At 36.6% G+C, this 26,178-nt stretch carries 25 protein-coding genes and 1 riboswitch; of the genes, 9 read left to right on the top strand and 16 right to left on the bottom strand.

What is annotated here, in order from left to right:
* Nucleotides 1–5: 5 nt before the first annotated feature.
* The 6 genes from L6W14_RS01490 to L6W14_RS01465 form a co-directional block, all read right to left on the bottom strand.
* Nucleotides 6–1,004: an N-acetylglucosamine kinase gene (locus tag L6W14_RS01490; protein WP_131522412.1), complete on the bottom strand. Its 999-nt coding sequence runs from the start codon at nt 1,002–1,004 to the stop codon at nt 6–8.
* On the bottom strand, nt 991–1,818 hold the full coding sequence (locus L6W14_RS01485) for a carbohydrate ABC transporter permease (RefSeq protein ID WP_131522425.1): 828 nt from the start codon (nt 1,816–1,818) through the stop codon (nt 991–993). The genes L6W14_RS01490 and L6W14_RS01485 overlap by 14 nt, the downstream gene beginning before the upstream one ends.
* A 12-nt stretch (nt 1,819–1,830) precedes the next feature.
* Nucleotides 1,831–2,778 carry a carbohydrate ABC transporter permease gene (locus tag L6W14_RS01480; RefSeq protein ID WP_237899138.1) on the bottom strand — a complete coding sequence of 316 codons (948 nt, stop codon included), beginning with the start codon at nt 2,776–2,778 and terminating at the stop codon, nt 1,831–1,833.
* Between the two features lie 86 nt (nt 2,779–2,864).
* Complete coding sequence (locus L6W14_RS01475; protein ID WP_131522410.1) at nt 2,865–4,157, bottom strand: ABC transporter substrate-binding protein; 1,293 nt, start codon at nt 4,155–4,157, stop codon at nt 2,865–2,867.
* A gap of 17 nt (nt 4,158–4,174) precedes the next feature.
* Nucleotides 4,175–5,197, bottom strand: a complete 1,023-nt coding sequence (locus tag L6W14_RS01470; RefSeq protein ID WP_237899137.1) for a serine hydrolase domain-containing protein — start codon at nt 5,195–5,197, stop codon at nt 4,175–4,177.
* 159 nt (nt 5,198–5,356) lie between these two features.
* Nucleotides 5,357–6,871, bottom strand: coding sequence for a DHA2 family efflux MFS transporter permease subunit (locus L6W14_RS01465; protein ID WP_131522408.1), 1,515 nt, complete (start codon nt 6,869–6,871; stop codon nt 5,357–5,359).
* 157 nt (nt 6,872–7,028) lie between these two features.
* On the opposite strand from L6W14_RS01465, the gene L6W14_RS01460 reads away from it, so the two are divergent.
* Nucleotides 7,029–7,940 carry a TetR/AcrR family transcriptional regulator gene (locus tag L6W14_RS01460; protein ID WP_131522407.1) on the top strand — a complete coding sequence of 304 codons (912 nt, stop codon included), beginning with the start codon at nt 7,029–7,031 and terminating at the stop codon, nt 7,938–7,940.
* Between the two features lie 106 nt (nt 7,941–8,046).
* Here L6W14_RS01460 and L6W14_RS01455 read toward each other — a convergent pair whose 3' ends face one another.
* Both L6W14_RS01455 and L6W14_RS01450 read right to left on the bottom strand, forming a co-directional pair.
* The gene (locus L6W14_RS01455) at nt 8,047–9,690 is read right to left on the bottom strand and encodes a sensor histidine kinase (RefSeq protein ID WP_131522406.1); all 1,644 of its coding nucleotides are present in this window, start codon (nt 9,688–9,690) and stop codon (nt 8,047–8,049) included.
* Entirely contained in the window at nt 9,687–10,388 is a 702-nt protein-coding gene (locus L6W14_RS01450; protein WP_131522405.1) for a response regulator transcription factor, read from the bottom strand. Before L6W14_RS01450 ends, L6W14_RS01455 begins: the two co-directional genes overlap by 4 nt.
* 103 nt (nt 10,389–10,491) lie before the next feature.
* Here L6W14_RS01450 and L6W14_RS01445 point away from each other — a divergent pair, with 103 nt between their 5' ends.
* The 3 genes from L6W14_RS01445 (at nt 10,492) to L6W14_RS01435 (ending at nt 12,813) form a co-directional block, all read left to right on the top strand.
* On the top strand, nt 10,492–11,637 hold the full coding sequence (locus tag L6W14_RS01445) for a DUF418 domain-containing protein (protein WP_237899135.1): 1,146 nt from the start codon (nt 10,492–10,494) through the stop codon (nt 11,635–11,637).
* A 221-nt stretch (nt 11,638–11,858) separates the two neighbouring features.
* Nucleotides 11,859–12,398 carry an SLOG family protein gene (locus L6W14_RS01440; protein WP_371824166.1) on the top strand — a complete coding sequence of 180 codons (540 nt, stop codon included), beginning with the start codon at nt 11,859–11,861 and terminating at the stop codon, nt 12,396–12,398.
* 100 nt (nt 12,399–12,498) lie between these two features.
* Entirely contained in the window at nt 12,499–12,813 is a 315-nt protein-coding gene (locus L6W14_RS01435; protein ID WP_131522402.1) for a hypothetical protein, read from the top strand.
* A 47-nt stretch (nt 12,814–12,860) separates the two neighbouring features.
* On the opposite strand, the gene L6W14_RS01430 is transcribed toward L6W14_RS01435, so the two are convergent.
* The 4 genes from L6W14_RS01430 to L6W14_RS01415 all read right to left on the bottom strand — a co-directional run bounded on the left by L6W14_RS01430 (nt 12,861) and on the right by L6W14_RS01415 (nt 16,891).
* The gene (locus tag L6W14_RS01430) at nt 12,861–14,255 is read right to left on the bottom strand and encodes an L-cystine transporter (RefSeq protein WP_131522401.1); all 1,395 of its coding nucleotides are present in this window, start codon (nt 14,253–14,255) and stop codon (nt 12,861–12,863) included.
* A 294-nt stretch (nt 14,256–14,549) separates the two neighbouring features.
* Nucleotides 14,550–14,993 (bottom strand): hypothetical protein, encoded by a 444-nt coding sequence (locus L6W14_RS01425; RefSeq protein ID WP_131522400.1) that lies wholly within the window; start codon nt 14,991–14,993, stop codon nt 14,550–14,552.
* Nucleotides 14,994–15,081: 88 nt separating this feature from the next.
* On the bottom strand, nt 15,082–16,032 hold the full coding sequence (locus tag L6W14_RS01420; protein ID WP_131522399.1) for a GGDEF domain-containing protein: 951 nt from the start codon (nt 16,030–16,032) through the stop codon (nt 15,082–15,084).
* Complete coding sequence (locus L6W14_RS01415) at nt 16,010–16,891, bottom strand: EAL domain-containing protein (RefSeq protein ID WP_131522398.1); 882 nt, start codon at nt 16,889–16,891, stop codon at nt 16,010–16,012. The genes L6W14_RS01420 and L6W14_RS01415 overlap by 23 nt, the downstream gene beginning before the upstream one ends.
* A 295-nt stretch (nt 16,892–17,186) precedes the next feature.
* Between L6W14_RS01415 and L6W14_RS01410 the strand changes: the two genes are divergently transcribed.
* The 4 genes from L6W14_RS01410 to L6W14_RS01395 all read left to right on the top strand — a co-directional run bounded on the left by L6W14_RS01410 (nt 17,187) and on the right by L6W14_RS01395 (nt 21,102).
* The gene (locus L6W14_RS01410; protein ID WP_009373346.1) at nt 17,187–17,372 is read left to right on the top strand and encodes a hypothetical protein; all 186 of its coding nucleotides are present in this window, start codon (nt 17,187–17,189) and stop codon (nt 17,370–17,372) included.
* Nucleotides 17,362–18,780: an amidase gene (locus L6W14_RS01405; protein ID WP_237899133.1), complete on the top strand. Its 1,419-nt coding sequence runs from the start codon at nt 17,362–17,364 to the stop codon at nt 18,778–18,780. Before L6W14_RS01410 ends, L6W14_RS01405 begins: the two co-directional genes overlap by 11 nt.
* Nucleotides 18,781–18,941: 161 nt before the next feature.
* On the top strand, nt 18,942–20,102 hold the full coding sequence (locus L6W14_RS01400) for a PucR family transcriptional regulator (RefSeq protein ID WP_237899132.1): 1,161 nt from the start codon (nt 18,942–18,944) through the stop codon (nt 20,100–20,102).
* A gap of 103 nt (nt 20,103–20,205) precedes the next feature.
* Nucleotides 20,206–21,102, top strand: a complete 897-nt coding sequence (locus tag L6W14_RS01395) for a DMT family transporter (protein ID WP_237899131.1) — start codon at nt 20,206–20,208, stop codon at nt 21,100–21,102.
* Between the two features lie 33 nt (nt 21,103–21,135).
* On the opposite strand, the gene L6W14_RS01390 is transcribed toward L6W14_RS01395, so the two are convergent.
* Entirely contained in the window at nt 21,136–21,705 is a 570-nt protein-coding gene (locus L6W14_RS01390) for a YitT family protein (protein WP_048391911.1), read from the bottom strand.
* 181 nt (nt 21,706–21,886) lie between these two features.
* Here L6W14_RS01390 and L6W14_RS01385 point away from each other — a divergent pair, with 181 nt between their 5' ends.
* Nucleotides 21,887–23,173 (top strand): DUF2252 domain-containing protein, encoded by a 1,287-nt coding sequence (locus L6W14_RS01385; protein ID WP_237899128.1) that lies wholly within the window; start codon nt 21,887–21,889, stop codon nt 23,171–23,173.
* A gap of 43 nt (nt 23,174–23,216) precedes the next feature.
* Here the strand turns inward: L6W14_RS01385 and L6W14_RS01380 are convergent, their stop codons facing one another.
* The 3 genes from L6W14_RS01380 to L6W14_RS01370 form a co-directional block, all read right to left on the bottom strand.
* Entirely contained in the window at nt 23,217–23,738 is a 522-nt protein-coding gene (locus L6W14_RS01380) for a DUF2179 domain-containing protein (RefSeq protein ID WP_048391915.1), read from the bottom strand.
* Between the two features lie 300 nt (nt 23,739–24,038).
* Entirely contained in the window at nt 24,039–25,337 is a 1,299-nt protein-coding gene (locus L6W14_RS01375; RefSeq protein WP_036075370.1) for a nucleobase:cation symporter-2 family protein, read from the bottom strand.
* Nucleotides 25,337–25,921, bottom strand: coding sequence for a xanthine phosphoribosyltransferase (locus L6W14_RS01370; RefSeq protein WP_048391917.1), 585 nt, complete (start codon nt 25,919–25,921; stop codon nt 25,337–25,339). The genes L6W14_RS01375 and L6W14_RS01370 overlap by 1 nt, the downstream gene beginning before the upstream one ends.
* Before the next feature lie 134 nt (nt 25,922–26,055).
* Nucleotides 26,056–26,157, bottom strand: a riboswitch (purine riboswitch).
* Between the last annotated feature and the right edge of the window lie 21 nt (nt 26,158–26,178).

Here is a 26,178-nt window from a genome sequence, read left to right as displayed (position 1 = left end):
CCACACTAGTTTTCATGGATACTCATCCAAGTTCCTTTTACCTTTTGTTGTAAAGCCTCTGTGATTGGAATTCCTTCACTGAGAAGTCCATTAACGAAAGCTCCTATAACAGGTGGCACCTCTGGTTGTATTAGTTGATTAGGTATTTTAGCAAGCTGTAATTTTTCTCGAAAGCATTGAACAAAATAAAAATTTTCGAATAAACCTCCACATAGGACAATAGAGTCACCTTTTAGCTGAGGCTCTTTTTTCAACATTATTTGGATGAAATGAGTTAAATGATGAGCAGCGTGTTCAATAATTTTTTGTGCCCTATCATTATTTTGCTCTGCTAAACGCAACACCACACGAGCTACGGAGGCTATGAGTACACGTGGCTGTGGATGCTCATAAACATGCGTAATAATTTCAGTAGGATTCTTTAATGCTAGCTGCTCCATAATAGTCGCTGTAAACAGATCCTCATTCACGCCAATAACATCGTAATGTCGCGTAATCAATCGCAATGCCTCTTGCCCTATATAGTAGCCACTGCCCTCATCTCCTAATAAATAACCCCATCCTCCAACACGACTAACTTGATGATTTTTTCCAACTGCATATACGATGGAACCCGTCCCTGCTATCACAACGATCCCTTGCTGTGTAAATGTGCCGCTAGTAAGTGCCGCTACCGCATCATTGGTGATGGTTATCTTACAGGAGCTAGCAGGGAAAAGGAAGCTAATCCATTGCTCCCAGCGTTCTTTATCTAACAGGCGATCGCCCCCTGCCACACATAAGAACACCGCAGCAATATCATTATTTGTTGCATCTATCTTTTGTAGTAACGTGGCAAGGAGCTTGATAATATGTAGCCTTACCTCGTCAGGTGGCGTTGATTTTATATTCGTTCCAGCTCCTTCAACAAAAGCCAGCACTTCCCCTTTTCTTGTCCCAATCACTGCACGAGTTCTCGTCCCACCACCATCGACCCCAATAATGTATTCCCTATTTAATGGCACCAGCCGTCAGCCCCTCCATAAATTGCTTTGAGGCAATAAAGAATAATAGGATCATTGGTAATGAAGCTAATGTTAAACCTGCAAAAAGAGAGCCCCAATCTGCCGAATGCTCCCCAAAAAGTGACATCATTCCAACAGGTATCGTCCGTTTCATTTTTTCTGTAATAAAAATAAGTGGGAAAAAGAAATCATTCCATGAAGCAATAAAATTTATAATCACCACTGTTCCAAGGGCAGGTCTCATTAACGGTAACATTACATGCCAAAGAACTCTTAAGTTCCCCGCCCCATCTATACGGGCTGCTTCCTCTAATTCATAAGGCATTGTTTTAAAAAAGCCAGTTAAGATCAGCATGGATAATGGAATACCTGTCGCCATGTTCATCAAAATTAAAGACCATAAGGAATTGATCAGTCCTAAATCACGCATTAATATAAAGAGCGGGACAATCCCCAATTTTATAGGAATCATCATGCCTAATAAAAAAATAAAGAACAATGCATGATTCCAAGAAAATTTAAAGCGAGCAATATAAAATGCAGCCAGTGAACAAACAACCACTATTAGTATCACAGATACAATACTGACAAATAGACTGTTTAGAAAGTATGTGGTAAATGGAATTTTTGCTAATAATGTACGGTACGTATCTAAGCTAAAGCTAGTCGGTAAACCCAATGGATTTTTATAGATATCCACGCTCTGTTTAAATGAAGATAAAATCATTAACAAAATTGGATATAAACTAATGGTCGCTACTGTAAACACCACGAGATAATAAAATGGTCGAACCCAAATAGCGCCTTGCTTCACTATACTCACCCCTTACATTTGAACATTCTTTTTATTGGCAAAGCGTAAAAATAGCGTCGTACAAACTAATATAAATAAGAATAGTACTGTAGCCAACGCCGAACCCAACCCAATAGCTGTTGTGCCAGAAGCCGTAGAGCTACCAAATGCTAAGCGATAGAAAAACACGGCTAACGTATCTGTAGAATAGTACGGCTCTCCCATGGAGCCCTGCATTGCATATACTAATTCAAATGCTTCAAACGATTGGATAAATGTTAAAATGCCCATGATCATAATTGATGGCACCATTAAAGGCAAGTAAATCGTACGCAATAAAGTAAAGCCCTTAGCGCCATCTAACTTTGCAGCTTCGACTAACTCGCTTGGGATCCCTTGAAAGCCAGCAAGAAAAATTAAGACACCAAAACCTAATCCAAACCAACAATTGACTAAAATAATGGCGATTAACGCCGTTTTGGGATCACCCAGCCAAGCCTTTTGCAAGGTTTCAAGACCTAATTTCTCCAAAATGACATTTAAAGTACCGAAATTTGGATTTAGAATGAGCTTCCATAAGAAACCTACAACAATCACTGATAATAATCGCGGTAGAAAGAAAGCAGCCTTAAAAAACTCTGCACCTTTAATTTTTTGATAAATAATAAAGGCAATAAAGAAGGCAAATCCATTCATCACAATCATTTGCACAACAAAATAGAGGACATTATGTTTAAAGGCATTCCAAAACATGGAGCCATAGGGTTCTGTCGTAAAAAGCGTCACAAAATTTTGGAAACCGATAAAATCACCACGAGCCATCCCTTTCCATTCAAAAAAACTATAGGATAATGCCGCTAATATCGGATAAAGCACAAACAACCCATAGATTATCAGTGCTGGAATAGGGAAAAGATGGATAGTCCACCTTACTCTCGATTTCCTCCTTCTTACTGATGGAGCTGTATATTCTCTTATCATGAGTAGCCTCCTTTTACTAATCATGAAACAACGAGACCCCTAAACTCCTTATAGCACTTCAGGGGTCTGCTGACTTGATGCTTTCATTATTTTTGAAATGGCGTAAACCAAGTTTTAGCGTTTTCCTGTATTTTTTTGGCAACCTCTTCAGGCGTAACTTGACCTAAATACATGCCTTGTAGCTCACTTTCAAGCAAGCTCTTTGTTGTTGGGTCCCCACCAGTAAAATTAGTTACCCACATATATGGCGTTGCTTCATTGGCAGTCGAATGACTAATAGCATTTAACAATGCATCATCAGAGGTAATACCTGGAATAGCACTGATCATCGAAAACTCTTTTACAAACAACTCACCAAACTCCTTAGTTGTTAAAAATTCTAAAAATACTTTAGCCGCTTCTTTATTTTTCGAATTAGCATTGATCGCAAATGAGCCGTCTACCCAAGTCGTCACCGTTGTATTACCCTCTTTAGATGGAATAGGGAAATAACCTAAATCTAAATCTGGGTTCATTTCTAATACAACAGGAATTTCCCAGCTACCTAACGGGAACATAGCCGCGTCTTCTAGTGCAAACAAAGTACGGATATCATCCATTCCTAAGCCTTCTGAATTGACAGGAAAATACTTTTTCAAGTCATTCATTACTTGAATTGATTCAATAAACTTCGGATCTGTAAAATCCTTTTCTCCTGCGAGCACTGCTGTGTAAAAGTCATTGCCCTCATAAACAGCAGGACCGACAATACCATGTAGCAACGATAATAGCCAGCCTTCTTTTGTACCCATTGCAATTGGTGTAATACCCTTTTCTAATAATTGGTCATTTAATGCCATGAATTCATCCCATGTAGTAGGAATTTCAAGATTATTATCTTTAAAAATCTTCTTATTATAAAAAAATTGTGTAGAGCTTAAGTTAATTGGTACACCGTACTGATTCCCTTGGTCATCGCGAGAAGCCTTTAATGCTTCTTCAGGAAATACATTCAATCCATTTAAGTCGTTTATTTTCTCAACATAACCTGCCTCCGCAAGCTTCAATCCAGCTGCATAGGGACGTAAGTGGAAAATATCTGGACCCTCTCCAGCCTGTAATGACGTATTGAGGACTGTATTATATTCAGTATTTTTAGTTGGATTAAATGAAACATGTATCTCAGGATGTTGTTCATTGAATAAAGCAATCACTTTTTCATACTTGGCAACATCTTCTGTGCGCCAACTCCCTATTGTTAGGGAGACCTCTTCCGTTTTCGGTTTCTCTTCATTATCAGGTGTTGTTGAGGTCGTTATTTTCTCATTCTTGTTACAGCCTACTAAACCCACAATGAGTAATAAAAGAAGCAGCAATAACCATTTACTCTTTTGTCTCATACCAGCAGATCCACCCTTCATATCAGTAATTTTTCATAAATCATCGTATGAAGCTTCTCTCTAATCCTTCCCATGTTTGTATTTCTCCCATAATGCACAGCATTCGTTAGTAAAATGACAAATGCCTTTTTTACAGGGTCCATCCAAATACTCGTGCCTGTAAATCCTGTATGACCAAATGAGCCCTTGCTCCACCTCCTACCAAAACAAAATGATGCTTCATCTCCTCCCCATACTTCAAAGCCAAGTCCCCTCGTTTTAAAAGTTTTCGTATAGGCAAGCTCTAACCATTCATATGGAATTACACTTTGTTGCTTGATCCCCAACCAAATTTCCGCATACTTTGCTAAATCCTCTACACATGAAAATAAACCTGCGCTACCAGCAATACCATCTAGTAAAAAAGCTTTCTCATCATGGACTATTCCCTGCACAAATTGACCTGCCACCATTTCTGTAGATGCTGCAAGCATCCTTCTATGCACAGGCAGTTGAAAACATGTATGATGCATGCCCCATGGCTTAAAAATCTCTTGCTCTACAAAACTTTTTAATGAAATGCCAGTAACTTTCTCAATCACCTTTCCTAGAATAATCATACCTAAATCACTATATTGCACTTGTTCATTTGGCTGCCAAACTACATCACTTGTCAGTACCTCCTGCAGGATGTCACGCTTATGCTGCTGTCTCTTGACTACAGGTGTTAAATCTGCTGGCAATCCTGAGCAATGCTGCAATAAATGCTGGATTGTAATAAGAGGATATTTAAAATCAGGCAAATAGGTTTGAACTGGATCTGTTATATAAACTTGATTTCGACTCATCAGGAGTAAAATAGCTGGGAGTGTTGCGACAACTTTTGTTAAGGAGGCTAAATCAAACAACGTATTACTTAAAATAACTTGCTCGCTGCCATCCTCAGCTGTATAGGCTCCATAATTGCCTGAAAATAGCCTTCTTTCTTGCTGTTGAACAATTAATACAGCACCTGGAATTTTTCGTTCTTTCACTAAGCCAGTCATATATGCATCTACCAAGCAAGCACCCCACTATTAAATGTCTAAATTTTCTGTAAATTAGTATTATCATATAAAATAAAATGATGAAAAATAACACCAATCCTAAAATTTTTTTTCATATGTCCTCAATAAAAAATCCCTAGCTAGTAACTATTTACTGGCTAGGGATACTCTTGATTATTTAGTTGGTTTTTTTAAATCCATTGACGCTGCTGCGCTTTCAACTTTTACGCGTTTCAAGAAGAAGGCAAGTACCACTGCAATCACTGTTATACCAGCTGCAATTAAGAAGGAATGCGTAATACCATCTAATAAGGCAGTTTGCATAATTTGATCTTGCATTTGTTGCATTTGCTCTGCTGTAGGCGCTGCTCCTGATTGTGCAGCATTTGCTTTCGCTTCTGCAATTAATTCTTCCGCTTTAACTTTTGTACGATTATTCATAAATGTTACAAGGATCGCACTACCGATTGCTCCTGATACCTGCTGTAATGTATTATTAATGGCTGTACCATGTGGATTCATCATTTGTGGTAGTTGATTTAAACCGTTTGTCATAATAGGCATCATGACCATCGACATACCGAACATACGAATTGTATACATCGATACGATATATGTGTAGCTTGAATCAATTTCTAACTTTGTTAAACCGAAAGTTGCGATTGTTGTAATCGTTAATCCAACAATAGCCAACACACGTGGACCAAATTTATCGAAAAGCTTACCAGTGATTGGTGACATAATCCCCATGACAAGAGCTCCTGGAAGCATCATCAAGCCAGCTTCAAATGGTTCGATACCGCGGATAGACTGTACATATGCTGGTGTTAAAATCATCCCTGAGAACATTGCCATAGAGATAATAACTGAGATTACAGACCCTAAAGCAAACATTGGATATTTATAAATACGTAATTCCAGTAATGGCTCATCCATTTTCAGCTGTTTAACAACGAAAATAATTAAAGCAATGAAGCCAATCGTAATTGTGCCATATACCCATGGACTTGACCAACCTTTATCTCCTGCTGTACTAAAGCCGTATAAAATACCACCAAATGCAACTGTTGATAAAAGTACTGAAGGGAAATCTAAGTGAACTTCACGTGTCTCCATCACGTTTCTTAGTTTCCAAACACCAAATAATAAACTAATTAAAGCAAATGGAATAATCATTTGGAAAAGCATACGCCAATCATGATGTTCCACAATATACCCTGATAATGTAGGACCAATTGCTGGCGCCATAATCATAACTAAACCAAAGATCCCCATTGCTGCCCCACGCTTTTCTTTCGGGAAGCTTGTTAGCATAACGTTCATTAAAAGTGGTGACATACTAGAAGCTCCGGCTGCTTGCACCATTCGACCTGCTAGTAGCATGCCAAAATTAGGAGCGAAACCTGCCATAATTGTACCAATTGTAAAGATAGACATCGCTGTAATAAATAAATGTCTGTTTTTAAAGCGTGTCACAAAGAATGCTGAAGCAGGCACTAAAATACCGCTCACAAGCATATACCCTGTTGCTAACCATTGTACTTTTGAATAGGTGATCCCAAAATCTTTCATGATTGTTGGTAATGCCACATTCAACAATGTGTTATTTAGAAAAGCAACAAAAGCACCCACAAATAGAATAGCTATCATGCCATAAGGGGGCTTTTTCATTGTTTGCTCACTATTCATTTATATCCCTCAATTCTTTCTTGTGTTTTACGATAAAACTTATTTTATACTCGTAGTCTACTTTTTTCAACATATAAGTTTATATTTTTTATAAACGTTGATATAAAAGCGTTTCAAGTGTAGAATAAGAGTATAATATTATAAAAAAGGTGAGGTTATGAACAAAAGAAAAAGACAAATTATAACAGCAGCACGCGAACTTTTTATTGAAAAAGGCTTTCTAGATACATCGATTAATGACATCATCAATGCGGCTAAAATCTCTAAAGGTACATTTTATAATCATTTTACTTCGAAAAATGAATGCTTAATCGCCATCTTAGATGAAGGTCGCGAAGAAGCTAGTAATCGTCGCCATGAACTCATTTATGGCAAGGACCCTACAGATTTAGAGGTATTGACGCAGCAAGTCGCTGTTCTCATGTATGTCAATCGTGAACATAATTTAGTACAGATATTCGAATCCATCTTCCAATCAAGAGATAAAGAACTAAAAAAAATTATTATTAATTACCATTTACAAGAATTAGAATGGCTCGCCAATCGTCTAGTACAAGTCTTTGGAGAAGAGATTAGCCCTATTAGCTATGAATGTGCTGTTCAAACACTCGGAATGATTAACCTCACTCTACGCGCTGTCTTTATTGCCGATTATAAATATATCAATCGAGAAGCTATTGTACGTGTAGCATTGCGCAATATTAGCGTAATTATACCCACTATGCTTGAGTCGAAAGAGATTATCGTAAGTGTTGAAATGATCAATACCATTCAAAATGTCGTGAACTATAAAACCGTTACAAAAGAAATGGTTATTGAACAACTAGAAGGATTTACAAAGGGATTATCGAATAATGAAACAATGGAAGGTTCGGAGTATGCACAATTCTTATTAGAAGAATTGCAGAAAGAAAAACCGAAGCTTTTTATCATCGAATCACTTCTTACACCTTTCCGTAAGGCCTTCGTCGGCACAGAACATATCGCAGAAGCCCGTGACATCGCCAATAACTTATGGCGTTACGTAAAAATTGAACAGCCCGCTGAACGATGTACGAAAAATAAATAAAAAAAGAGGTATCAAATGAACACTTTGATACCTCTTTACTCTGTTGAATGAAATTAAGTTCTATGACAGACCTTTGTACAGTCTTAAGAAAGCTCAGAGATTCACCTTAATGACATTGAAATTTTAGCACAAAGATTGTCCCATCCTGACCTGAACGGACACTAATTGTGCCATTGTGTAAATCAATGAGCTGCTTCGTTATGGCTAGTCCTAGCCCTGTTCCTGTTATATCGTCTGTTGTATTCGTACCTCGATAATAGCGTTCGAATAGATTATCGAGCTCCTCCTGTGGAATACCAGGTCCTTGATCAGCAATGGTAAGCATTACTTCTTTACCAGTATGTTGTGCTTCCACAATTACCTTCGTGCCTTCAGGGGTATATTTTTTCGCATTGGTAATTAAATTATCCATTATTCGCTTGAGTAAAAGCTCATCCGCTTGTAACAACACATCACCATCCACCTTCACACACACCTGTTCGTCTGCAAATTGTGGTAGCCATGTTGCTAGCGGCAGTACCACTTTATCTAGCTGTATGGCTTTATTTTTTAATTGATACGTATACGTCAAATCCTGAATAAGTGCATCCATATAGGTTGCCTTTTCCTGCATGGTCTGTGCAAAAATACGCATCTCTTCCTTTGTCCACTCATAATCCTCCGATGCCAGCATCGTTGAATAACCGTAAATTGAGCTTAACGGGGTCTTTAAATCATGCGATAAACCGGTTATCCACTCCTCCCGTAATTGCTCTGCATGCTTGATTTGCCTTTCATTTGAATCAAGTCGCTCCGATAAGTGATTGAGTGACTCTTCTACAGGTTGGAACAGTTTAAATTTTCTTTTCAACTTCCCTGTCTTTTTATGATGAATTTTTTTGTCACTAATCTCACTGTAATCGAATTGGGTAAGTCGCTCAATGCGCGATATCACATAGACAAGTGGTCGCACGAATTGACGTGAAATACTAATAGATAAGAAAATAACCCCCAACAGCAAAATAATATGTCCCCCAAAGAAGATAGAAACAAACAGTACCATTGCCTTATTAAAAGGCTCTTCAAATGGCTTATACGATGGATTAGGCATTCTTACAACAAATGTCTTATCGTTGGCTAAGGCTGTACTTTGCTTCAGCTCCGCATGCTCGAAAATATCGTATTTTTCCTCTAGTAATTGTGGCTTATTTAGCTTCTCATAACGTTCGCCTATGACCTCAATTCGATTCCATTGCTCGTCATAAATTTCAACACTAGCTTTATTTTCTTTTAGACGTTGCTGTGTTAAAGCTGAAATGTCCCCTGTCGCTGTCCAGTTTTCAAGCGCATCCTCAAAAAGTGGTTGCACAGGAGTAGTTGGAAGAAATAATAAGTAGTAATTCGGCAATTCCCATGTATGCATGCCTGGTTGCTGCAATGCCAATATTTCACTATCTGACTTTCCACATAGACCACATGTATCTCCTGTATAATCAACAATCGTCATGGTTGGATCAAATAAATAAAGCTGTCCAACATTTTCTTCAGCTCTCTTCACTAAATAATCAGCAATTTTAACTGTCTTCCCTTGCTCTACAACTGCATCATCTTCGATTTCAAAGGAGCTCATCACATGAATGTTGTCACCAACACGGTCATTGATAAAAATAGCAAAAAACACCAAACTCATAATAAAACCTGAAATGATCAATAGATAGAATATGATGAAATACGAAACAAAGCGGAGTGTTAATTTTCCAGCAGGCTTCATGAAGAAATGTCCCCAACAAGCTTATAGCCAATGCCTCTGACAGTGATAATGCATGTCGGTTTTCCAGGATTTTTTTCTATTTTTTCTCGTAGCTTTCTAATATGTACCATCACTGTATTATCATCAAATAAACAATCACCCCATACACGTTCGTATATTTGCTCTTTTGATAACACTTGCCCTGCATTGTCACATAAATATTTTAATAAATGAAACAAGCGACCACTGATTATTTCCTTTACACCGTCTACCTCAATTTCTGCTGCATCAATGTCAAATGTAAAACGGCTGCAAGTAAATATGTGATTTTCTGATACGCCTTTTTTCTTCATATAACGGACTAGCTGCACCTTTACTCGTGCTACAAGCTCTAAGGGGTTAAATGGTTTTGTAATATAATCATCTGCACCATTCATAAAACCACGAAGCTTATCTGCATCACTACTTTTTGCGGTTAAATAAAAAATAGGAGCGTCCGTTTTTTCTCGAATACTATTCGCAATATCCAGCCCACTTCCATCTGGTAACATGATATCTAATAGATAAAAGTCAAATGTTTTAGTATTCATTTCATCTTTCGCTTCTTCAATTGTATTACATAAGGTAATATTGTTAATTCCTTCTTTTCTTAAAATGATTTCAATCATTTCAGCAATGGCACGTTCATCCTCTAACACTAAAATTGATGCTTCCTGCATTTCCTCACCTACTTTTAAGATTACTTTAAGGTAGTCATTATTTCACCATAAGCTTCCCTATTTATTATATGTATAAGATAACCAATTAAGGAGATAAAACGCAATGACAACTAATCGTGTTACTTTCATTGATACAATGCGTGGATTTAGTTTATTTGGCATCTTAATGGCAAATTTGCTAATCTTCCAATTCGGGATGTACGGCAAAGATGAATTAAAAAATCTTTCTACCTTAGATAACGGGGCTTTATATTTTGTAAAAGTTGTGATTGAAGGCTCGTTTATGCCCATCTTCACTATTTTATTCGGCTTCTCACTTATTAAATTAATTGAATCCATCCGCAGAAAAAAGAATAAAAGCCGTTGGTCTATTTTACGTCGTGCAACAGGATTAATTGCCCTTGGCTTATTACATTCTATTTTATTGTGGGAAGGCGATATTCTATTTTCTTATGGCTGTATGATGTTATTTTTAATCCCATTTATTAATCGTAAACCAAAAACTTTATTTATTTGGGCTGGTATCCTATTTGTACTAACTACAGCGTTAACATACGGCTCTATGGAAACGTCTAAAAAAGAACAAAAAGAAATAGACACATACATCGAGCAAGCGGATGATGTTTACGCTAACGGCAGCTACTTAGAAATTTTTGATTTTAGAGCTAATGCCGAAGTACCAGGAATGGAGGATTCTTCATTTATTTTCATTATATTAATTTTTGCACCTATGTTCTACGCACCACTATTCCTGTTTGGGATGGCACTTGCTAAGAAGCAGGCCTTCGTGGAGATGAACAAGGAAATGAAATGGTATAAGCTAGGTGCTCTCCTTGTACCCATAGGGCTCGTATGTAAAAGTGTAAGTTTTATAGAAAGTAAAAGTGCATTTTCTTCTATCTTATTAATGGGTGGCTCCCAGTTATTAGCGATTGGCTATGTTTGCCTCGCAGCATACATTTATAACACCCGTCCAGTTCAACTACTAGCTCCTGCATTTGAGAGCGTTGGCAAACTATCACTAACCAATTATTTACTACAAACCATCATTTGTACAACTGTTTTTTATGGCTATGGCCTTGGCTTATATGGCAAATTAGGGGTCTTTGGCGGAATCCTTTTCGGAATCGTTGTTTATAGCCTGCAATGTGTTTTCAGCCTTGCCTATTTAAAGAAATTTAAACGTGGTCCGTTTGAAACAATCTTACGAATATGGACAAATTGGTCTTGGACTGGTCAAGTAAAGTAAACCCCTCAAACAAGCAAATTAGAAAGGAATATTTTTTATGAATAGTGACACAAAAGAAGACTTTACAGACTCATGGTGGTTTTTAGGTATTTGTGCAGCTGTAGCAGTAATTTTAACACTATTTGCCTTTTCATAGACAATATCGATTTCATTTGCCTCCTTGCTGTATACTAGGATTACAACTATACAGCCTAGGGGGTATTTCGTTGTTACATCGGATTATGATTACTGGCTATAAACCACATGAGCTTGGTATCTTTAATGATAAACATCCCGGTATTGTCATCATAAAAAAAGCATTGGAAGCTCAACTACGTACACTGCTTGATGAAGGTCTCGAATGGGTGATTATCAGCGGCCAGCAGGGCGTAGAAACTTGGAGTGCTGAAGTTGTTTTAATGTTAAAAAAAGAATTTCCATTTTTAAAATACGCTGTGATCACACCTTTTTTAGAGCAAGAGAAAAATTGGCAAGATCATAAAAAAGAAAAGTATCAAGCTTTAATTGCCCAAGCTGATTTTGTCACAAGCGTGACCAAAAAACCATATGAAGCTCCTTGGCAATTTATTGAGAAGGACAAATTTATTATCCAAAATACAGATGGACTTTTATTAATTTATGATGAAGAAAATGAGGGTTCACCCAAATATATCAAAAGGCTTGCAGAAAAATATATGGAGTCCCATGATTATAATCTTTTATCAGTAACTGCCTATGACTTACAATTAATAGCTGAAGAAATTCAACAGCAAAACTGGTAGAAAAATATTGATATAATTTTCTGACAATTATATACTAGAAGTAATAAAAGCTGATTGTTCTTATGGTTTTTACCTATAATTTGAAAGGAGCTGTCATCATTTGAATAAACATATTGAAATGATTCTTGAAGCTTCTCCCGTAAATGTGTCACATGATACGTATCGTAGAGAATGTCGGTATACACGGGGAATTCATATTGAAGAACAAGAATTTCTTGCTATTTTAAATACAATGAATCATGATTCACGCTTATATTTTGATTTCCATAATCCACGTAAAGAGATTAAAAAGGGAACCTATTTGAATGGACACTCCGGTTTAGCCTACAATATTTATGATTACTATAAACAAAATTATAAGATTGAGATATCTGAATTAATCAACGGTAAAGATTTTTATGTAAAAATCGTATAAAGCTGAAGCCCCGTTAAAGTTTTACCTTTAACGGGGCTTCTTTGACCTTATAGGTCTGCTACTTGAGCACCTAATTCTTTATTATTATACATTTCTGTATCTAATTCTTTAGTAATACGCGCTGTTGTAACACCAGCAGTCATTGAACCACTTACATTTAACGCTGTACGACCCATATCAATTAAAGGCTCAACAGAGATTAATACACCTGCTAAAGCAATTGGTAAATCAAGTGCTGATAATACAAGGATAGCTGCAAATGTTGCACCACCACCAACACCTGCTACACCAAATGAGCTAACTGCTACTACTGCAATAACTGTAATAATGAACACAGGGTCAAGTGGATTAATGCCGACTGTCGGTGCAATCATAATGGCTAACATCGCAGGATATACACCTGCACAACCATTTTGACCGATTGATAATCCAAATGAGCCTGAGAAGTTTGCAATCCCCTCAGATACCCCAAGACGACCTGTTTGCGTTTTAATATTCATCGGTAAAGTACCAGCACTAGAACGAGATGTAAAGGCGAATAATAATGTTTCTGCCGATTTTTTCAAATACGTAAATGGATTTAAACCACTTAATGTAATGATTAATAAGTGTACGATTAGAACAATAAATAGAGCTGCATAAGAAGCAATAACAAACTTACCTAAATTATAGATAGCTCCAAAATCAGATGTTGCTACCGTACGAGCCATAATCGCTAGAATTCCATATGGCGTTAAGCGTAATACAATTGTTACAACACCCATAACAAGGGCATAGATGGCATCCAATCCTTTTTTAATTGTAGCTGCTGTTCCCTCATCCTTACGTGCCACACGTAAATAAGCAAAACCAAGGAATGCTGAGAAAATTACAACCGCAATCGTTGAAGTAGAACGAGCACCCGTTAAATCAAGGAACGGATTTGCTGGGAATAACTCAATAATTTGTGTTGGTAAATCAGGAGCTGCTAAGCCCGTTGTTTTTTCTTCAAGGTATTGACCACGTGCAGTTTCTGCGTCACCTTGTAAAATTTGTGTTGCATCTAAATCAAAGACTGTTGCAGAAAGAATACCTACAGCTGCCGAAACGGCTGTTGTACCGATTAAAATGGCTAAAATAAGTGCTGCCATTTTTCCGAAATTTTTACCAATCTTCATTTTAGTAAATGCAATTAAAATGGAGATAAACACTAATGGCATTGCTACCATTTGGAGCAGTTTCACATACCCAGTACCGATAATATTGTACCAAGATGTTGTTTTGGCTAATACTTCAGAATCGAGACCATAAATAAAATGAAGTCCAAGACCAAGTACAATCCCTAAGCCTAAACCGGCAAAAACACGATTAGAAAACTTAACGTGCTTTTTATTCATAACATATAAAATTCCAACGAACACAAGTAACACTGCTACGTTAAGAATGATTTGTAAATTCGACAATGGAATGCCTCCTAAGATGTTTTATAATAATGTAATCGAATTATATACCCATAATCCCTATAATTCAAGTATGTTTTATTAAGATTAATAAATTCCTATAACAAAAAGCTTTCTTGCTAAGAATTATACCCCGAAAAATGGCGTAACAATCATCCTCTGGCAAAGGATTAATCATGGAAAAGTCATAAAGAATGTTTGTAAATGTATAGCTAGTTTAATCAATGCCACTACATTTGGTGACAAATGAGTAACTGCCCCTATACTGTTAGTTTTTAACAGTGCAGGGGCAGCCTTTTAAGCATTATTTCTAATTACAAATCTTGGTTCGTAGTCACTAATGATGTCAAACACACCGTCATTATAGCAATAGATATGATGTTCTACGGTAGGAATTTCTTTGCTTCCAATCCACGGAAGTTGATCAAACCATTCTATATAATCTGAATTGCTCATTTTATAAAACCATTCTGCTGAAGAATTTTTAGATTGTTCTTGGGTCATGGCTTCAGTGACCATGTCTACTAAATCAGATCGTGGGATTTCTCCAGTATAGCGAAAAGACCAAACATAATCTTGAATAGGAGACATCTTATCATAAATAATATCAACTTCTGTATTGTTTCGATCTATTAATGTTAAGCAGAGCCCTCGATCTGTATAATTCAATGTGGCATTAATGATTTGGGCTCTTTCTAAGCAAGTGACGGGTTGCCAAATGTGCAGTCTTCTTGAATCCATCTAAACCTCCTGTAACCAAAATATCTATCAATTTTATTTAAATTTTCATATATTTTACATATCGGTTCCATAATTCTAGCATAGTTTGCTAATGAACAAAATATTTTTGTTGTTTATTAATGAGGTAACAACTACCCGCTATTTTTTTACACTGCTTTTTTACATGTGTTACCGCATTGGATAATTGTTCGACAGAGTCAAAATACTGATATTCATTCGTAATTATGGCAATGGATAAGGATGTACATGTTAAAGGCTCCAGTTCTCCAGATCTATTAGCCACCTGAACATATGCTAGATCCTCTAACTCGTAAAAACTAAGTATGTTGGCATCAAAGTCATCAATAATTTTTTGACACATCTTTTCTACCTCGTAATAAGGTAGAATGGCTACAAAATCATCTCCACCAATATGTCCTAAAAAATCCTCTACGCCGCAGATATGTCTTTTTAGTATTTCTGTTAAATACCGTAAAATTTTATCGCCTTTATTAAAGCCATAAGTGTCATTGTAGGTTTTAAAGTGATCTAAATCAAAATAGATTAAACTATATTGCGATAGCTGAAGTGCTTCCTCTAACTTTTCATCGATTAATTTATTGCCTGGAAGACTACTTAATGGATTCAGGAAGCTTGCAATGGCTACTTGTGTATCAACAAGCTTTAACAATAACTCTCGAATACTAACCATGCCATAATAAAGATTGTTTTTCGTGACGATGACATCATCATATAAATCCTCAGGAGGTCTAGCCATGGCTAATGTACTAACCTCTGTGATCGGTGTATTACGATCAACGATTAAAGGGTTTTTCTTTATCATCAGCTGATTTTGACGTTCCATTAATAAATGATAGCCATACCGAGTACCGATTTTTTGATAGAAATGTGTGCGTGTAATATGTCCAATTGGTTTTTCATCACGCACAACAACAACGCTACGCAACGATGGATTACTTGTAAAAAGTACATCTACTTCTTTATTTTTCACAAATTCATCAATACATGGAACTTTCTCAATGACTTCCCCTATCTTCATGGTCACCCACCCTTATTTTCCCCATATATATTTCCTTTGCAGGCTTTCCTATCGCATAGCCCTGTGCATAATGAATGCCAATACGATGGAGATAATCAAGCTCCTCTTGTCGTTCAATCCCTTCAGCGATGATTTTAGTATTGGCTTGTTCAGCATATTTCATTAACAATGTGACGAGTTGCTGTTGTTCACTATTTTGGTCTATGAATTGAATTAACGAACGGTCTAGCTTAATAAATTCTGGCTTTAAATAGATGAGCGTTTTTAAACTATTATAGCCTGATCCTACATCATCTACGGCAATACGATAGCCCTGTGATCGATAATGTGATAATACACGTTCAAACTCCACAAAATCTATTACTGCACTCCGCTCAGTTAATTCAAAAACCACTTGCTGAGGTTTAATTCCAAGCTCCTTCAATAATTGTAGCGTTTCACCACTGTGATATTTTTTATCTAATAAAACATTGGGATGTATATTAAGGAACACTAAAAAGTTTTTATTCACCAAGTCTTTGTGTAAACGTTCCTTAAAACGTTGCAAGGAAAGATTTCTACAAAAACATTCAAATAAAAAAACACAATCTGTTTGCCCTACAAACTCATAAAACTGATCCACACTGTTAAATAATGTGGAGGGCAATGGTCGATTTAAGGCTTCAAATCCTATTGTTTGCTGTGACTGTAAATCTACAATAGGCTGAAAGTATGTATGTAAATCGTTATGTTGAATAATTTGTTTCAATGCCTTTAAACGTTTCATATATAACGAACTACTTTGATGCTGACCATATAAATATTTAAAAAAAGAAACTATATTACTTGTTTTTATACTTTGTCCCACTACAGACTCCATCCCTGCACCTCTTCAATTGGTTATTATGGTTCATTGTACGCTTTGATTGTAAACAGACTGTGAATCGAATGTAAAAAGAGCAAGCTCCAGCAATAGGTTTTAACAAAACTCTTTTCTAGTTAATATTTCACAATATTAAAACTATTACAAATAATTTATTTGATATAAAATGATATTAGTGTATGATTGTAATAATAGGTTTATATTACCTATTATATTTTTTTGTGTTTTTACTGTATTGGTCTTAATAGGGAAACCTATTTAGATAAAAATTATTCAAGGGAGGATCCTGTTAATGAGCTTGTCTATTCAACAATTATTGGAGAACAAAGGAATTACACCGAAACCTGAACACCTTGAACTATTAAAAACACGCTGGGAAGGTATGCAGTCACTTCGCAGCAATTTAGAAGGTATTGCGATTGATGATGCAGACATCGCTGTACGTAGTATTCCTGGAGGTGATCACATTGACAACTGATTTACATTTAAAATCTGTTGAAGAGTTGGCACCTTTACTTGCATCAAAGTCGCTATCTCCCGTGGAATTAACGAAAGCTATTTTAGATTTTGCTGAGGAAAGTCAGCCTAAAATTAATTCCTATATGGCTTTTTATCGGGAAGAAGCCTTAGCAAGGGCAAAAGAAGTTGAACAGGAGATTCTCCAAGGTCATTATAAGGGTATGTATCATGGGATACCTATGGCCTTAAAGGACAACTTGTATTTTAAAGATAAAATAACAACGATGTCCTCAAAAATTCATAAGGACTTCGTTTCTGATTATGATGCGACAGTGGTTGAAAAGCTACGTGATGCTGGTGTTATTTTCACTGGGAAATTAAGTATGCATGAATATGCATGGGGAATTACCAATAACAACCCTCATTACGGCCCTGTTCGTAACCCATGGGACTTAGATAAAATTCCTGGTGGTTCAAGTGGAGGCTCTGGTGCGGCTGTTGCAGCTGGAGCAAGTGTTGCTTCACTAGGGACAGATACAGCAGGCTCTATTCGAATTCCATCTTCTGCTTGCGGCATTGTAGGTTTAAAACCTACACACGGTCGTGTAAGTAAATACGGCTGCTACCCGCTAGCATGGAGCTTAGACCATATTGGTCCGATGACAAAGACAGTTAAGGATGCAGCGGGCTTGCTCGAAGTCATTGCTGGTTTTGATCATCGAGACCCTACTTGCGTGAATGTTCCAGTAGACAACTATGAGAAGCAGCTTACTGGCAATATCAAAGATCTAGTGATTGGTATCAATGAAGAATATTTCTTTAATAATGTTGATGCTGATGTAGAGAAGGCTGTTAGAGCAAGTATTCAAAGCTTAGTGGATTCAGGCGCTAAAGTAGAAGTGGTGCGTATTCCTTCCCTACATTATGCAGAATGGGCAGAGCTTGTGACGTCTCTTTCAGAGGCAGCAGCTATACACCATTCAGATTTACAAAAGAGACCACAAGATTTTGGTGACGATATTCGTCTGCTATTTGAGCTTGGTGAGTTACCTTCTGCAGTCGATTACTTGCAGGCTCAACAGGTACGTCGTCAAATCAAGCAGGAGTTTACAGAGATTTTTAATAAGGTAGATGTGCTCATTTCCCCTACCCTACCTGTTGTAGCCAGTACAATTGGGGATGATTTTGCAGAGTTAAACGGTCAAAAAGTAGATTTAATTGATAATATTATCCGCTTTACAGGCCCTAGTAACTTAACAGGCTTACCTGCCCTCTCGGTTCCTTGTGGCTTTAAAGGAAACTTACCAATAGGTCTACAAATTATTGGCCCAGCCTTTAAAGAAGGACGCATTTTAAATGTAGGCTATGCTGTTGAGCAAGCAAATCCACAGAGAAATAGAAAACCAAATATTTTTGCTAATATCTAAACGATAAGCACTAGAAATCTGCTCACTTCACGGTATACCACTGAATGAGCAGATTTTTTTATGGGGGAAACCTGTTAGCATTCATACTAATGGTTTTTTATGAACAAGTAATTTTATAATAGAAGCTAGAAGCTTACTACAGGAAAGGCAATGATCCACTCATGAATGTAGAGAAATTTTTACAATTACCTATTACCAAAGACTTCACTGTTATAGCGGGTCACAACGGCTTAAATAAAGCTGTTCAAAATGTAGAAATATTAGACTTTGAATTTTCACCTGACATCCACCATGTCAGAGATACTATCTTTACACCCAACAGTGTTGTGTTAAGTAGTTTATTATTTGCTAAGCAAAAGCCTGAGTATTTATTCAATGCTGTTAAAAATCTAATTGAGCTTGGGGCTAGTGCTTTAGCTTATAAGCCTGTTATTTTTAAGGAATTACCTGAAGAAGTTTTGTCGTATGCAGAGCAGCATAATTTCCCTATATTGCGCTTTGGTGGGGATGAGTTTTTTGAAAAAATCATTTTAGAAACGATGGCTTATGCTAAGACACAGGATTATTCCTATTTTATAGAAACGATTTTACGAAGGTTAGTGGAGGAAGATGTAACACAGGAGCAAATCAAATCCATTTTACAACAGCTCAATAAGCCCTTTGAAAAATATGTATTTATAGCAAATCTACGAGCTGGTGACACAATCCATCCGAACTGGATGCAGCCCTTTTACTCGTTGGAGCCACTATTAAAATCGGGTATGATTTGTTCTTATAAAAAAAGTCTATTTATCATCATGACACATCCATCTCAGCAATTCCAATTTGAAAGGGTTTTACATGAATGGCTAACATTATACGCCATACCCACTGATACAATCACTTTCGGCTATAGCAGTTGTAATGATGCCCAGACAGGATTCCCATTGGCATTACGCGAAGCCTTTTTTGCCAGTATTTTCGCTGAAATCGATATGCTCCCTAGCTGTCATTATAAGAATCTCGCGTCTGATTGTTTATTAATCGAGTTATACCGTAAAGATGCAGCATTCGCTATGGACTATGTTACCTCCTTTTTAGCCCCTCTATTTGATGATAAGGCTGATCCAGATTTAATGGAGACTGCCATAACTTATATCATTAAAAAAGGAAATATTAAGGAAGTTGCTGTAGCACAATTCTGTCATCCAAATACAATTCGCTATCGTATGGCTAAAATACGTCAGCTAGTAGCCCCCATAGATAATGATTATGTTTTTTATGAACGCCTAGCTGCAGCCGTTAAATTGTACTTATTACATAGCAAAATGACCAGTGACTAATCGCTTTGGAATAAGTACAAAAAAACGCCTGAATATTTAGAAATAAAATCAAATTCTTTTCTTCTCTCTTATGCTATTCTATTGAAGTTAGGAGGAAGAACACATGAAAACTTACATAGCTGATGGCATGTTATTAGTTACTGCAATCGTGTGGGGTAGTGGATTTGTTGTAACGGCCATTGCTCTAGAATATTTAACAGCATATCAAGTAATGGCTGGCAGATTTTTATTAGCTTCAATCATATTAAGCGTTTTATTTGGCGCCCGCTTAAAAAAGGCTTCGAGATCAGTAATTTGGAAGGGAGCTTTATTAGGTACGATTTTGTATATAGCGTTTGCCCTTCAAACAGTCGGACTGCAATATACAACACCATCTAAAAATGCCTTTTTAACCGCAGTTAATGTCATTATTGTTCCTTTAATAGCATATGCCGTTTATAAACGGCGTATCGATGGCTACGAAATCATTGGTTCGATAATGGCAATTGTGGGCATTGGCTTTTTATCATTACAAGGCTCATTGACAATGAATATAGGTGATGCCCTATCATTAGCTTGTGCTGTTGCTTTTGCCTTTGATATCTTTTGTACAAACCTTTTTGTTCAAAAAGAAGATGCCATTGCTCTAACTATTATTCAGTTTCTCACAGCATCCTTCATAGGTGTTCTCGTTGTCATTAGTCAGGGTGAAATTCCTACGTCACTTGAAAAAGAGGCAATTTACTCGCTTGTTTATTTAGGGATTTTTTCTACAACAATAGCTTATCTTTTCCAAAATGTGGCCAATCAATATACAACTGCCACAAAGGCTGCGATTATACTATCAACGGAATCTTTTTTCGGCATGGTTTTATCCGTTATCTTCTTGCATGAAATGCTAACAAACCGTATGGTCGTTGGTGCTGTCCTTATTTTACTAGCTATACTAATTGCCGAAGTGAAACCCGCACATCCAAAAAAGAAGCTAATGAAAGCACTCGATAATCAGACCCCAAAATAGTTTCAGTTTATACTGGAACTTTTTTTATGTTTATTAAACTCGACTAGTAATAATGCTTGTCGTAATCCCCACAACTAGCACTGTAATTATAGATAATAGCAAGGTCGAGGTGGATAGGAGAAAGCCACCTATAACAATCACGATGGAATCAATAAAAAATATTAATATCCCAACATTGATACCCGTTTTATCACAGATAAATTGTGCTATCAAGTCAGTCCCCCCTGTGCTTGTCTGAAATCGCAGCATTAGACCAATACCAAAGCCTACAAGTATTCCTCCAAGAATGGCACTATAGAGCGCATCAATTTGCACAAGATTGCGGACAGGCTTTAAAAAATCGATAATGAAGGAAGACGTTAGTAAGCCATGTATACTATTGTAAAAATAGGTTTTATATTTAAACCACGCAATAATAAAAATTGGAATACTAATGATAATAATCATTAAACCAATTTGGAGCTTATATAAATAATGTAATATTAGCGCTAACCCTACTACTCCCCCATCTAAAATTTCATAGGGCGTTAAAAATAAGTTTATTCCTAACGACAATGAAATACTTCCTATTATAATAACTAGACTTTTTGTAAAGAAATACATACAACCCCCCTCCGTGTCTATGCATGTCTTATAGTATGAAAATAGGTTATTGAACATGTTATGAAATAACCTTAGATGATTAGCCATTTTTATCGAGTGTATTTGCTAAATTTCTTCGAAACTTATTCAATTTATTTCCGTATATACAGATAAATTTTAAATTAACAAAGGGGATTATGATATGGAGCATGCATTATTGGAACAAGTTAAACATACTAGAACTTTTTTAAGACAAGAACAATTGGAAACAATCTTTGAAGAGTTTGATGGTCAACGAATGCGCTTAACAGAGGTACAGCGCTTGGAGAAATACCGTAAAATGCTTGAAAGTCCTTTTCGCTTTTTCCGTGGGAGTGCCTATCTCTTTTATTTTGATATGACAAAATCCGCTTCAATCTTCCATACTCCTGATAGAAAACCGACTTGGATTCAAGGTGACATGCATATGGATAACTTCGGTGCTTTTCAAAATGAAGCAGGCTCCATTGTTTTTGATGTCAATGATTTCGATGAGGGCTATGTCGGTTCTTATTTATACGATATTATTCGTATGAGTATTAGTATTGCACTTTATTTAGAAGAACAAGACTTACATAAAACAACTCAAGAAAAGGCTATTCAACATTTTCTTAATAGTTATATCAATCAACTAAAACGATTTGAGCGTAAACAGGATGATCCTCTAACACTCATTTTCACAAAAGATAATACAAAGGGACCCGCAAAGAGGTTATTGAAAAAGCTTGAAAAACGCCAAAGATCTTACTTTTTACAAGATATTACGTATCTCAATGAAGATGGCGAACGTGCTTTCTTATGGAGTGAAGAAATTCAACCAGTCACTGTTGAGGAATACAGTGCCATTTCAAACGCACTTTCTACTTATAAAATTAGGGACATAGCTTATAAGTATGGCTCTGGGACAGCTTCTATCGGTTTAAAACGTTACTATATTTTAGTGGAAGATGAAAAGGGTGCATCAGGGGTTGAAAATTTAGTGTTAGAAATGAAAGAAGTACGCACAGCCATTCCTGCCTACTTTCTTCCCTATCAGGATCTGTTTTGGGCTCATTATGAGCACCAAGGAGCACGAGTAGTTGGAACTCAAAAAGCCATGCACCACTTAGAGGATCCACATTTAGCCTTTATTACAATGAATGGTCAGGAATTTTATATTCGAGAACGTTCTCCTTATAAAAAGAAGATTAAGCCTAAAAACTATAAGGATGTAGAGGATTACTTTACAACAACATCACTTATGGGGAAAATCGCCGCTAAAATACATGCACGAGCTGACATCGATTATTCTTATGTTTTTACCTATCACAGCGAGGAGGAGATTTTAAAAGCGATCGGTAAAGAACGAAATGTATTTATAGAACATACAATTTTACAAGCAATGAGTTACAAAGAAACCGTCTATACAGATTATGACTTATTCAAAAACTGGGTTGAAACAAAAATGTAAAAAGGGACCTTCGCTTTTAGCGAAGGTCCTCTCATATTGACTATTATTTTTGCTTGGCCTTCATACGAGCAAGTAAAAAGCCGCCCTTAAATGATTTAGGCTCATACGAGATAATAAACGCATTCGGCTCAAATTGCTCTACTATTTGAAAGAGCTCTCCTTCACGATTCCTCTTCGTTAAGATCTCATATTTATAGCGGTTACTATCTCGCCCTTCTCCTATATAAATCGTGACTGCAAACCCTTCGTGGCGAAGAAATTTCACAAGCTCTTCATTTTTATTTTGCGTATTAATGGTTGTATAAACATAGCCTATCGCTAGCTTTCGTTCTATTTTTGCTCCTAAAAATATACCTAATCCAAACCCAACTGCATAGACAACCATAGATAACATACTTTGCTTCCCACTAAAAACGAGTGAAAGGCCAAATACATACACCAACATCTCCAGCATCCCAAATATCGCAGCAAGGAACGTGATATTCTTTACTAAAAATATAGTTCGTAATGTTAAAAAAGGTACATATACTAATTGTAGAATTAAAATTAAAACAATACTTTGCATTTATGCTAGACCTTTCTGAGAGTAGTTTTTATATAAGTATATGTTGAAAGAGAGAGTTACATGTGATTTCAACAACTCTATTTTACATTCCCTTTTAGTCTAATGTTAAACATTCAAGATGACTGTCTAAAGTTATTTTAACGGAACAAATTTTAATCTAAAATCATAATCAATAGTTTAATCTATTACGACAAAAAAATGCCACCTCCTTAAATCTATATCAATAGATAAAAGTAGATGACACTATTCTTTTCATCAAAATATGTAAAATATTTAGATGAATGTTATTTAATTATCTTTTTAAACTTCCCCATGCATCGGGTCTTTTTTATGCTTCGGCCCAATCATGTTGAATAAAATATTTAGGATAATCGCTGTGACTGAACCACAAACAATACCATTTGACGTTAAGATTGAAACGCTTGTTGGCAGTGCATCAAAAATGCCAGGAACAACGGATACACCGACACCTAAACTTACTGCAATCGCTGCAATCATTGCGTTTTCTGCTGATTCATTCATAACAGGTACAAGCATGCCCATACCTTGTGTAATCACCATACCGAACATCGCAAGCATTGCCGCACCTAGTACAGATGTTGGAATAATCGTTGTTAATGCTGCGATTTTTGGTAGGAAGCCTAATGCTACAAGTAGACCACCTGTGATGTAAATGACTTTACGGTCCTTAACGCCTGACATACGAGTTAGTCCCACGTTTTGTGAGAATGTTGTGTATGGGAAGGCATTGAAAATACCACCGATTACTGAAGCTAGACCTTCTGAACGGTAGCCACGAGCCAAATCTTTTGAATCTAATTTTTTATTACAAATATCACTTAGCGCAAAATAGACACCAGATGATTCTACTAAAGATACCATTGCTACAAGTGTCATGGTAATAATCGCCGTTACATCAAATGTTGGCATGCCAAAGTAGAAAGGTTGTACCATGTGAAATACATTAGCATCTGCAACTGGGGTGAAATCCACCTTGTCCATGAAGGCACCTAAAACAGTACCTACTACTAATCCGATCAGAATAGAAATAGCGCGAACAAAGCCTGTAGAAAAGCGATAAACGACTAAAATGATAACCAATGTAATAAAGGCTAAGGCTACATTAGAAGCAGAGGCAAAATCCTCAGCACCTTGTCCACCTGCCATATTGTTTAATGCTACTGGTAATAAGGAAATACCGATAATTGAAACAACTGACCCTGTTACGACTGGTGGGAAGAATTTCACAAGCTTGCCGAAGAAGCCCGCAATTATCATTACAATTACACCAGAGGCAATAATAGAACCATAAATGTCCGTAATACCCTGCTCTGGGTTTGTACCAATCGCAATAATTGGACTTACCGCTGTGAATGTACAGCCAAGTACTACAGGTAAGCCAATACCAATGAATTTACCTGAATAAACCTGTAAAAGTGTAGCGATCCCGCACATCATAATATCAATCGCTACTAAATACGTCATTTGTGTTGAATCGAAGCCAATTGCCCCACCGATAATCAGTGGCACTAAGATGGCTCCAGCATACATTGCAAGTAAATGTTGAATCGCTAGCGCAGTCGATTTAAAGGTATTCATTACGCGCGAGCCTCCGTAGCAAATGTTACTTTGCCATCTTCAAGAGAATCTACTATTGCTAATGACTCAACGCGAACACCTTGCTCACGCAATAGTTTTCCGCCATCTTGGAAGCCCTTTTCAATAACAATTCCAACTCCTACAACATTCGCACCCGCTTGTGCAGCAATATCAAGTAAGCCTTTGACAGCCTCACCATTAGCTAAGAAATCATCTACGATTAAAATATTGTCATCTTCGCTTAAGAAATTACGTGAGACAGAGATCTCATTTGTTTCATTTTTTGTGAATGAATGTACCTTTGAAGAATAAAGGTTATCTGAAAGAGTTAATGATTTACGTTTACGAGCAAACACGACAGGCGCGCCAATTTCTAAGCCTAACATCACGGATGGGGCAATACCTGAAGATTCTATTGTTAAAATCTTTGTAATCACTTGATCAGAGAAACGATTTGCAAATTCATGACCAATTTCCTTCATTAGCATCGGATCAATTTGATGGTTTAAAAATGAATCAACCTTTAATACGGATGAAGATAATACTTTACCCTCTTGCATAATTTTGTCTTGTAATAACTTCATTTCTTTCATATCCTTCTTTCGTAAAAAATTATAAAAAAACGCTGAATACTTTGATTCCATTCTGCTACGAGTGGAGCAAAGCATTCAGCGCAAAAACGTCGAAATGAATAGAAAACATCATTAAATTGAAGTTCTCTAAAAGCATTGCTACCCATAGTCGATTCATTTACGGTAAATCGGTAGAAACTTGCGAGCCCTATTCTCGCTATTATATGAGTGGATTTGTATGAAACTATCAGAATAACCAATTTATCACT

The sequence above is a fragment of the Lysinibacillus sp. ACHW1.5 genome (assembly GCF_022014815.1).
GTDB classification, from domain to species: Bacteria; Bacillota; Bacilli; order Bacillales_A; family Planococcaceae; genus Lysinibacillus; species Lysinibacillus capsici.
This window is presented reverse-complemented; position numbering and strand designations above follow the sequence as displayed.

Excerpts from the sequence above, each read along its gene's own strand:
- L6W14_RS01415 (WP_131522398.1), bottom strand. The coding sequence starts at position 16,891 with ATGGAGTCTGTAGTGGGACAAAGTATAAAAACAAGTAATATAGTTTCT.
- L6W14_RS01445 (WP_237899135.1), top strand. The coding sequence starts at position 10,492 with ATGACAACTAATCGTGTTACTTTCATTGATACAATGCGTGGATTTAGT.
- L6W14_RS01465 (WP_131522408.1), bottom strand. The coding sequence starts at position 6,871 with ATGAATAGTGAGCAAACAATGAAAAAGCCCCCTTATGGCATGATAGCT.
- L6W14_RS01425 (WP_131522400.1), bottom strand. The coding sequence starts at position 14,993 with ATGGATTCAAGAAGACTGCACATTTGGCAACCCGTCACTTGCTTAGAA.
- L6W14_RS01460 (WP_131522407.1), top strand. The coding sequence starts at position 7,029 with ATGAACAAAAGAAAAAGACAAATTATAACAGCAGCACGCGAACTTTTT.
- L6W14_RS01395 (WP_237899131.1), top strand. The coding sequence starts at position 20,206 with ATGAAAACTTACATAGCTGATGGCATGTTATTAGTTACTGCAATCGTG.
- L6W14_RS01385 (WP_237899128.1), top strand. The coding sequence starts at position 21,887 with ATGGAGCATGCATTATTGGAACAAGTTAAACATACTAGAACTTTTTTA.
- L6W14_RS01455 (WP_131522406.1), bottom strand. The coding sequence starts at position 9,690 with ATGAAGCCTGCTGGAAAATTAACACTCCGCTTTGTTTCGTATTTCATC.
- L6W14_RS01370 (WP_048391917.1), bottom strand. The coding sequence starts at position 25,921 with ATGAAGTTATTACAAGACAAAATTATGCAAGAGGGTAAAGTATTATCT.
- L6W14_RS01480 (WP_237899138.1), bottom strand. The coding sequence starts at position 2,778 with ATGATAAGAGAATATACAGCTCCATCAGTAAGAAGGAGGAAATCGAGA.
- L6W14_RS01410 (WP_009373346.1), top strand. The coding sequence starts at position 17,187 with ATGAGCTTGTCTATTCAACAATTATTGGAGAACAAAGGAATTACACCG.
- L6W14_RS01420 (WP_131522399.1), bottom strand. The coding sequence starts at position 16,032 with ATGAAGATAGGGGAAGTCATTGAGAAAGTTCCATGTATTGATGAATTT.
- L6W14_RS01400 (WP_237899132.1), top strand. The coding sequence starts at position 18,942 with ATGAATGTAGAGAAATTTTTACAATTACCTATTACCAAAGACTTCACT.
- L6W14_RS01390 (WP_048391911.1), bottom strand. The coding sequence starts at position 21,705 with ATGTATTTCTTTACAAAAAGTCTAGTTATTATAATAGGAAGTATTTCA.
- L6W14_RS01375 (WP_036075370.1), bottom strand. The coding sequence starts at position 25,337 with ATGAATACCTTTAAATCGACTGCGCTAGCGATTCAACATTTACTTGCA.
- L6W14_RS01450 (WP_131522405.1), bottom strand. The coding sequence starts at position 10,388 with ATGCAGGAAGCATCAATTTTAGTGTTAGAGGATGAACGTGCCATTGCT.
- L6W14_RS01475 (WP_131522410.1), bottom strand. The coding sequence starts at position 4,157 with ATGAGACAAAAGAGTAAATGGTTATTGCTGCTTCTTTTATTACTCATT.
- L6W14_RS01380 (WP_048391915.1), bottom strand. The coding sequence starts at position 23,738 with ATGCAAAGTATTGTTTTAATTTTAATTCTACAATTAGTATATGTACCT.
- L6W14_RS01440 (WP_371824166.1), top strand. The coding sequence starts at position 11,859 with ATGATTACTGGCTATAAACCACATGAGCTTGGTATCTTTAATGATAAA.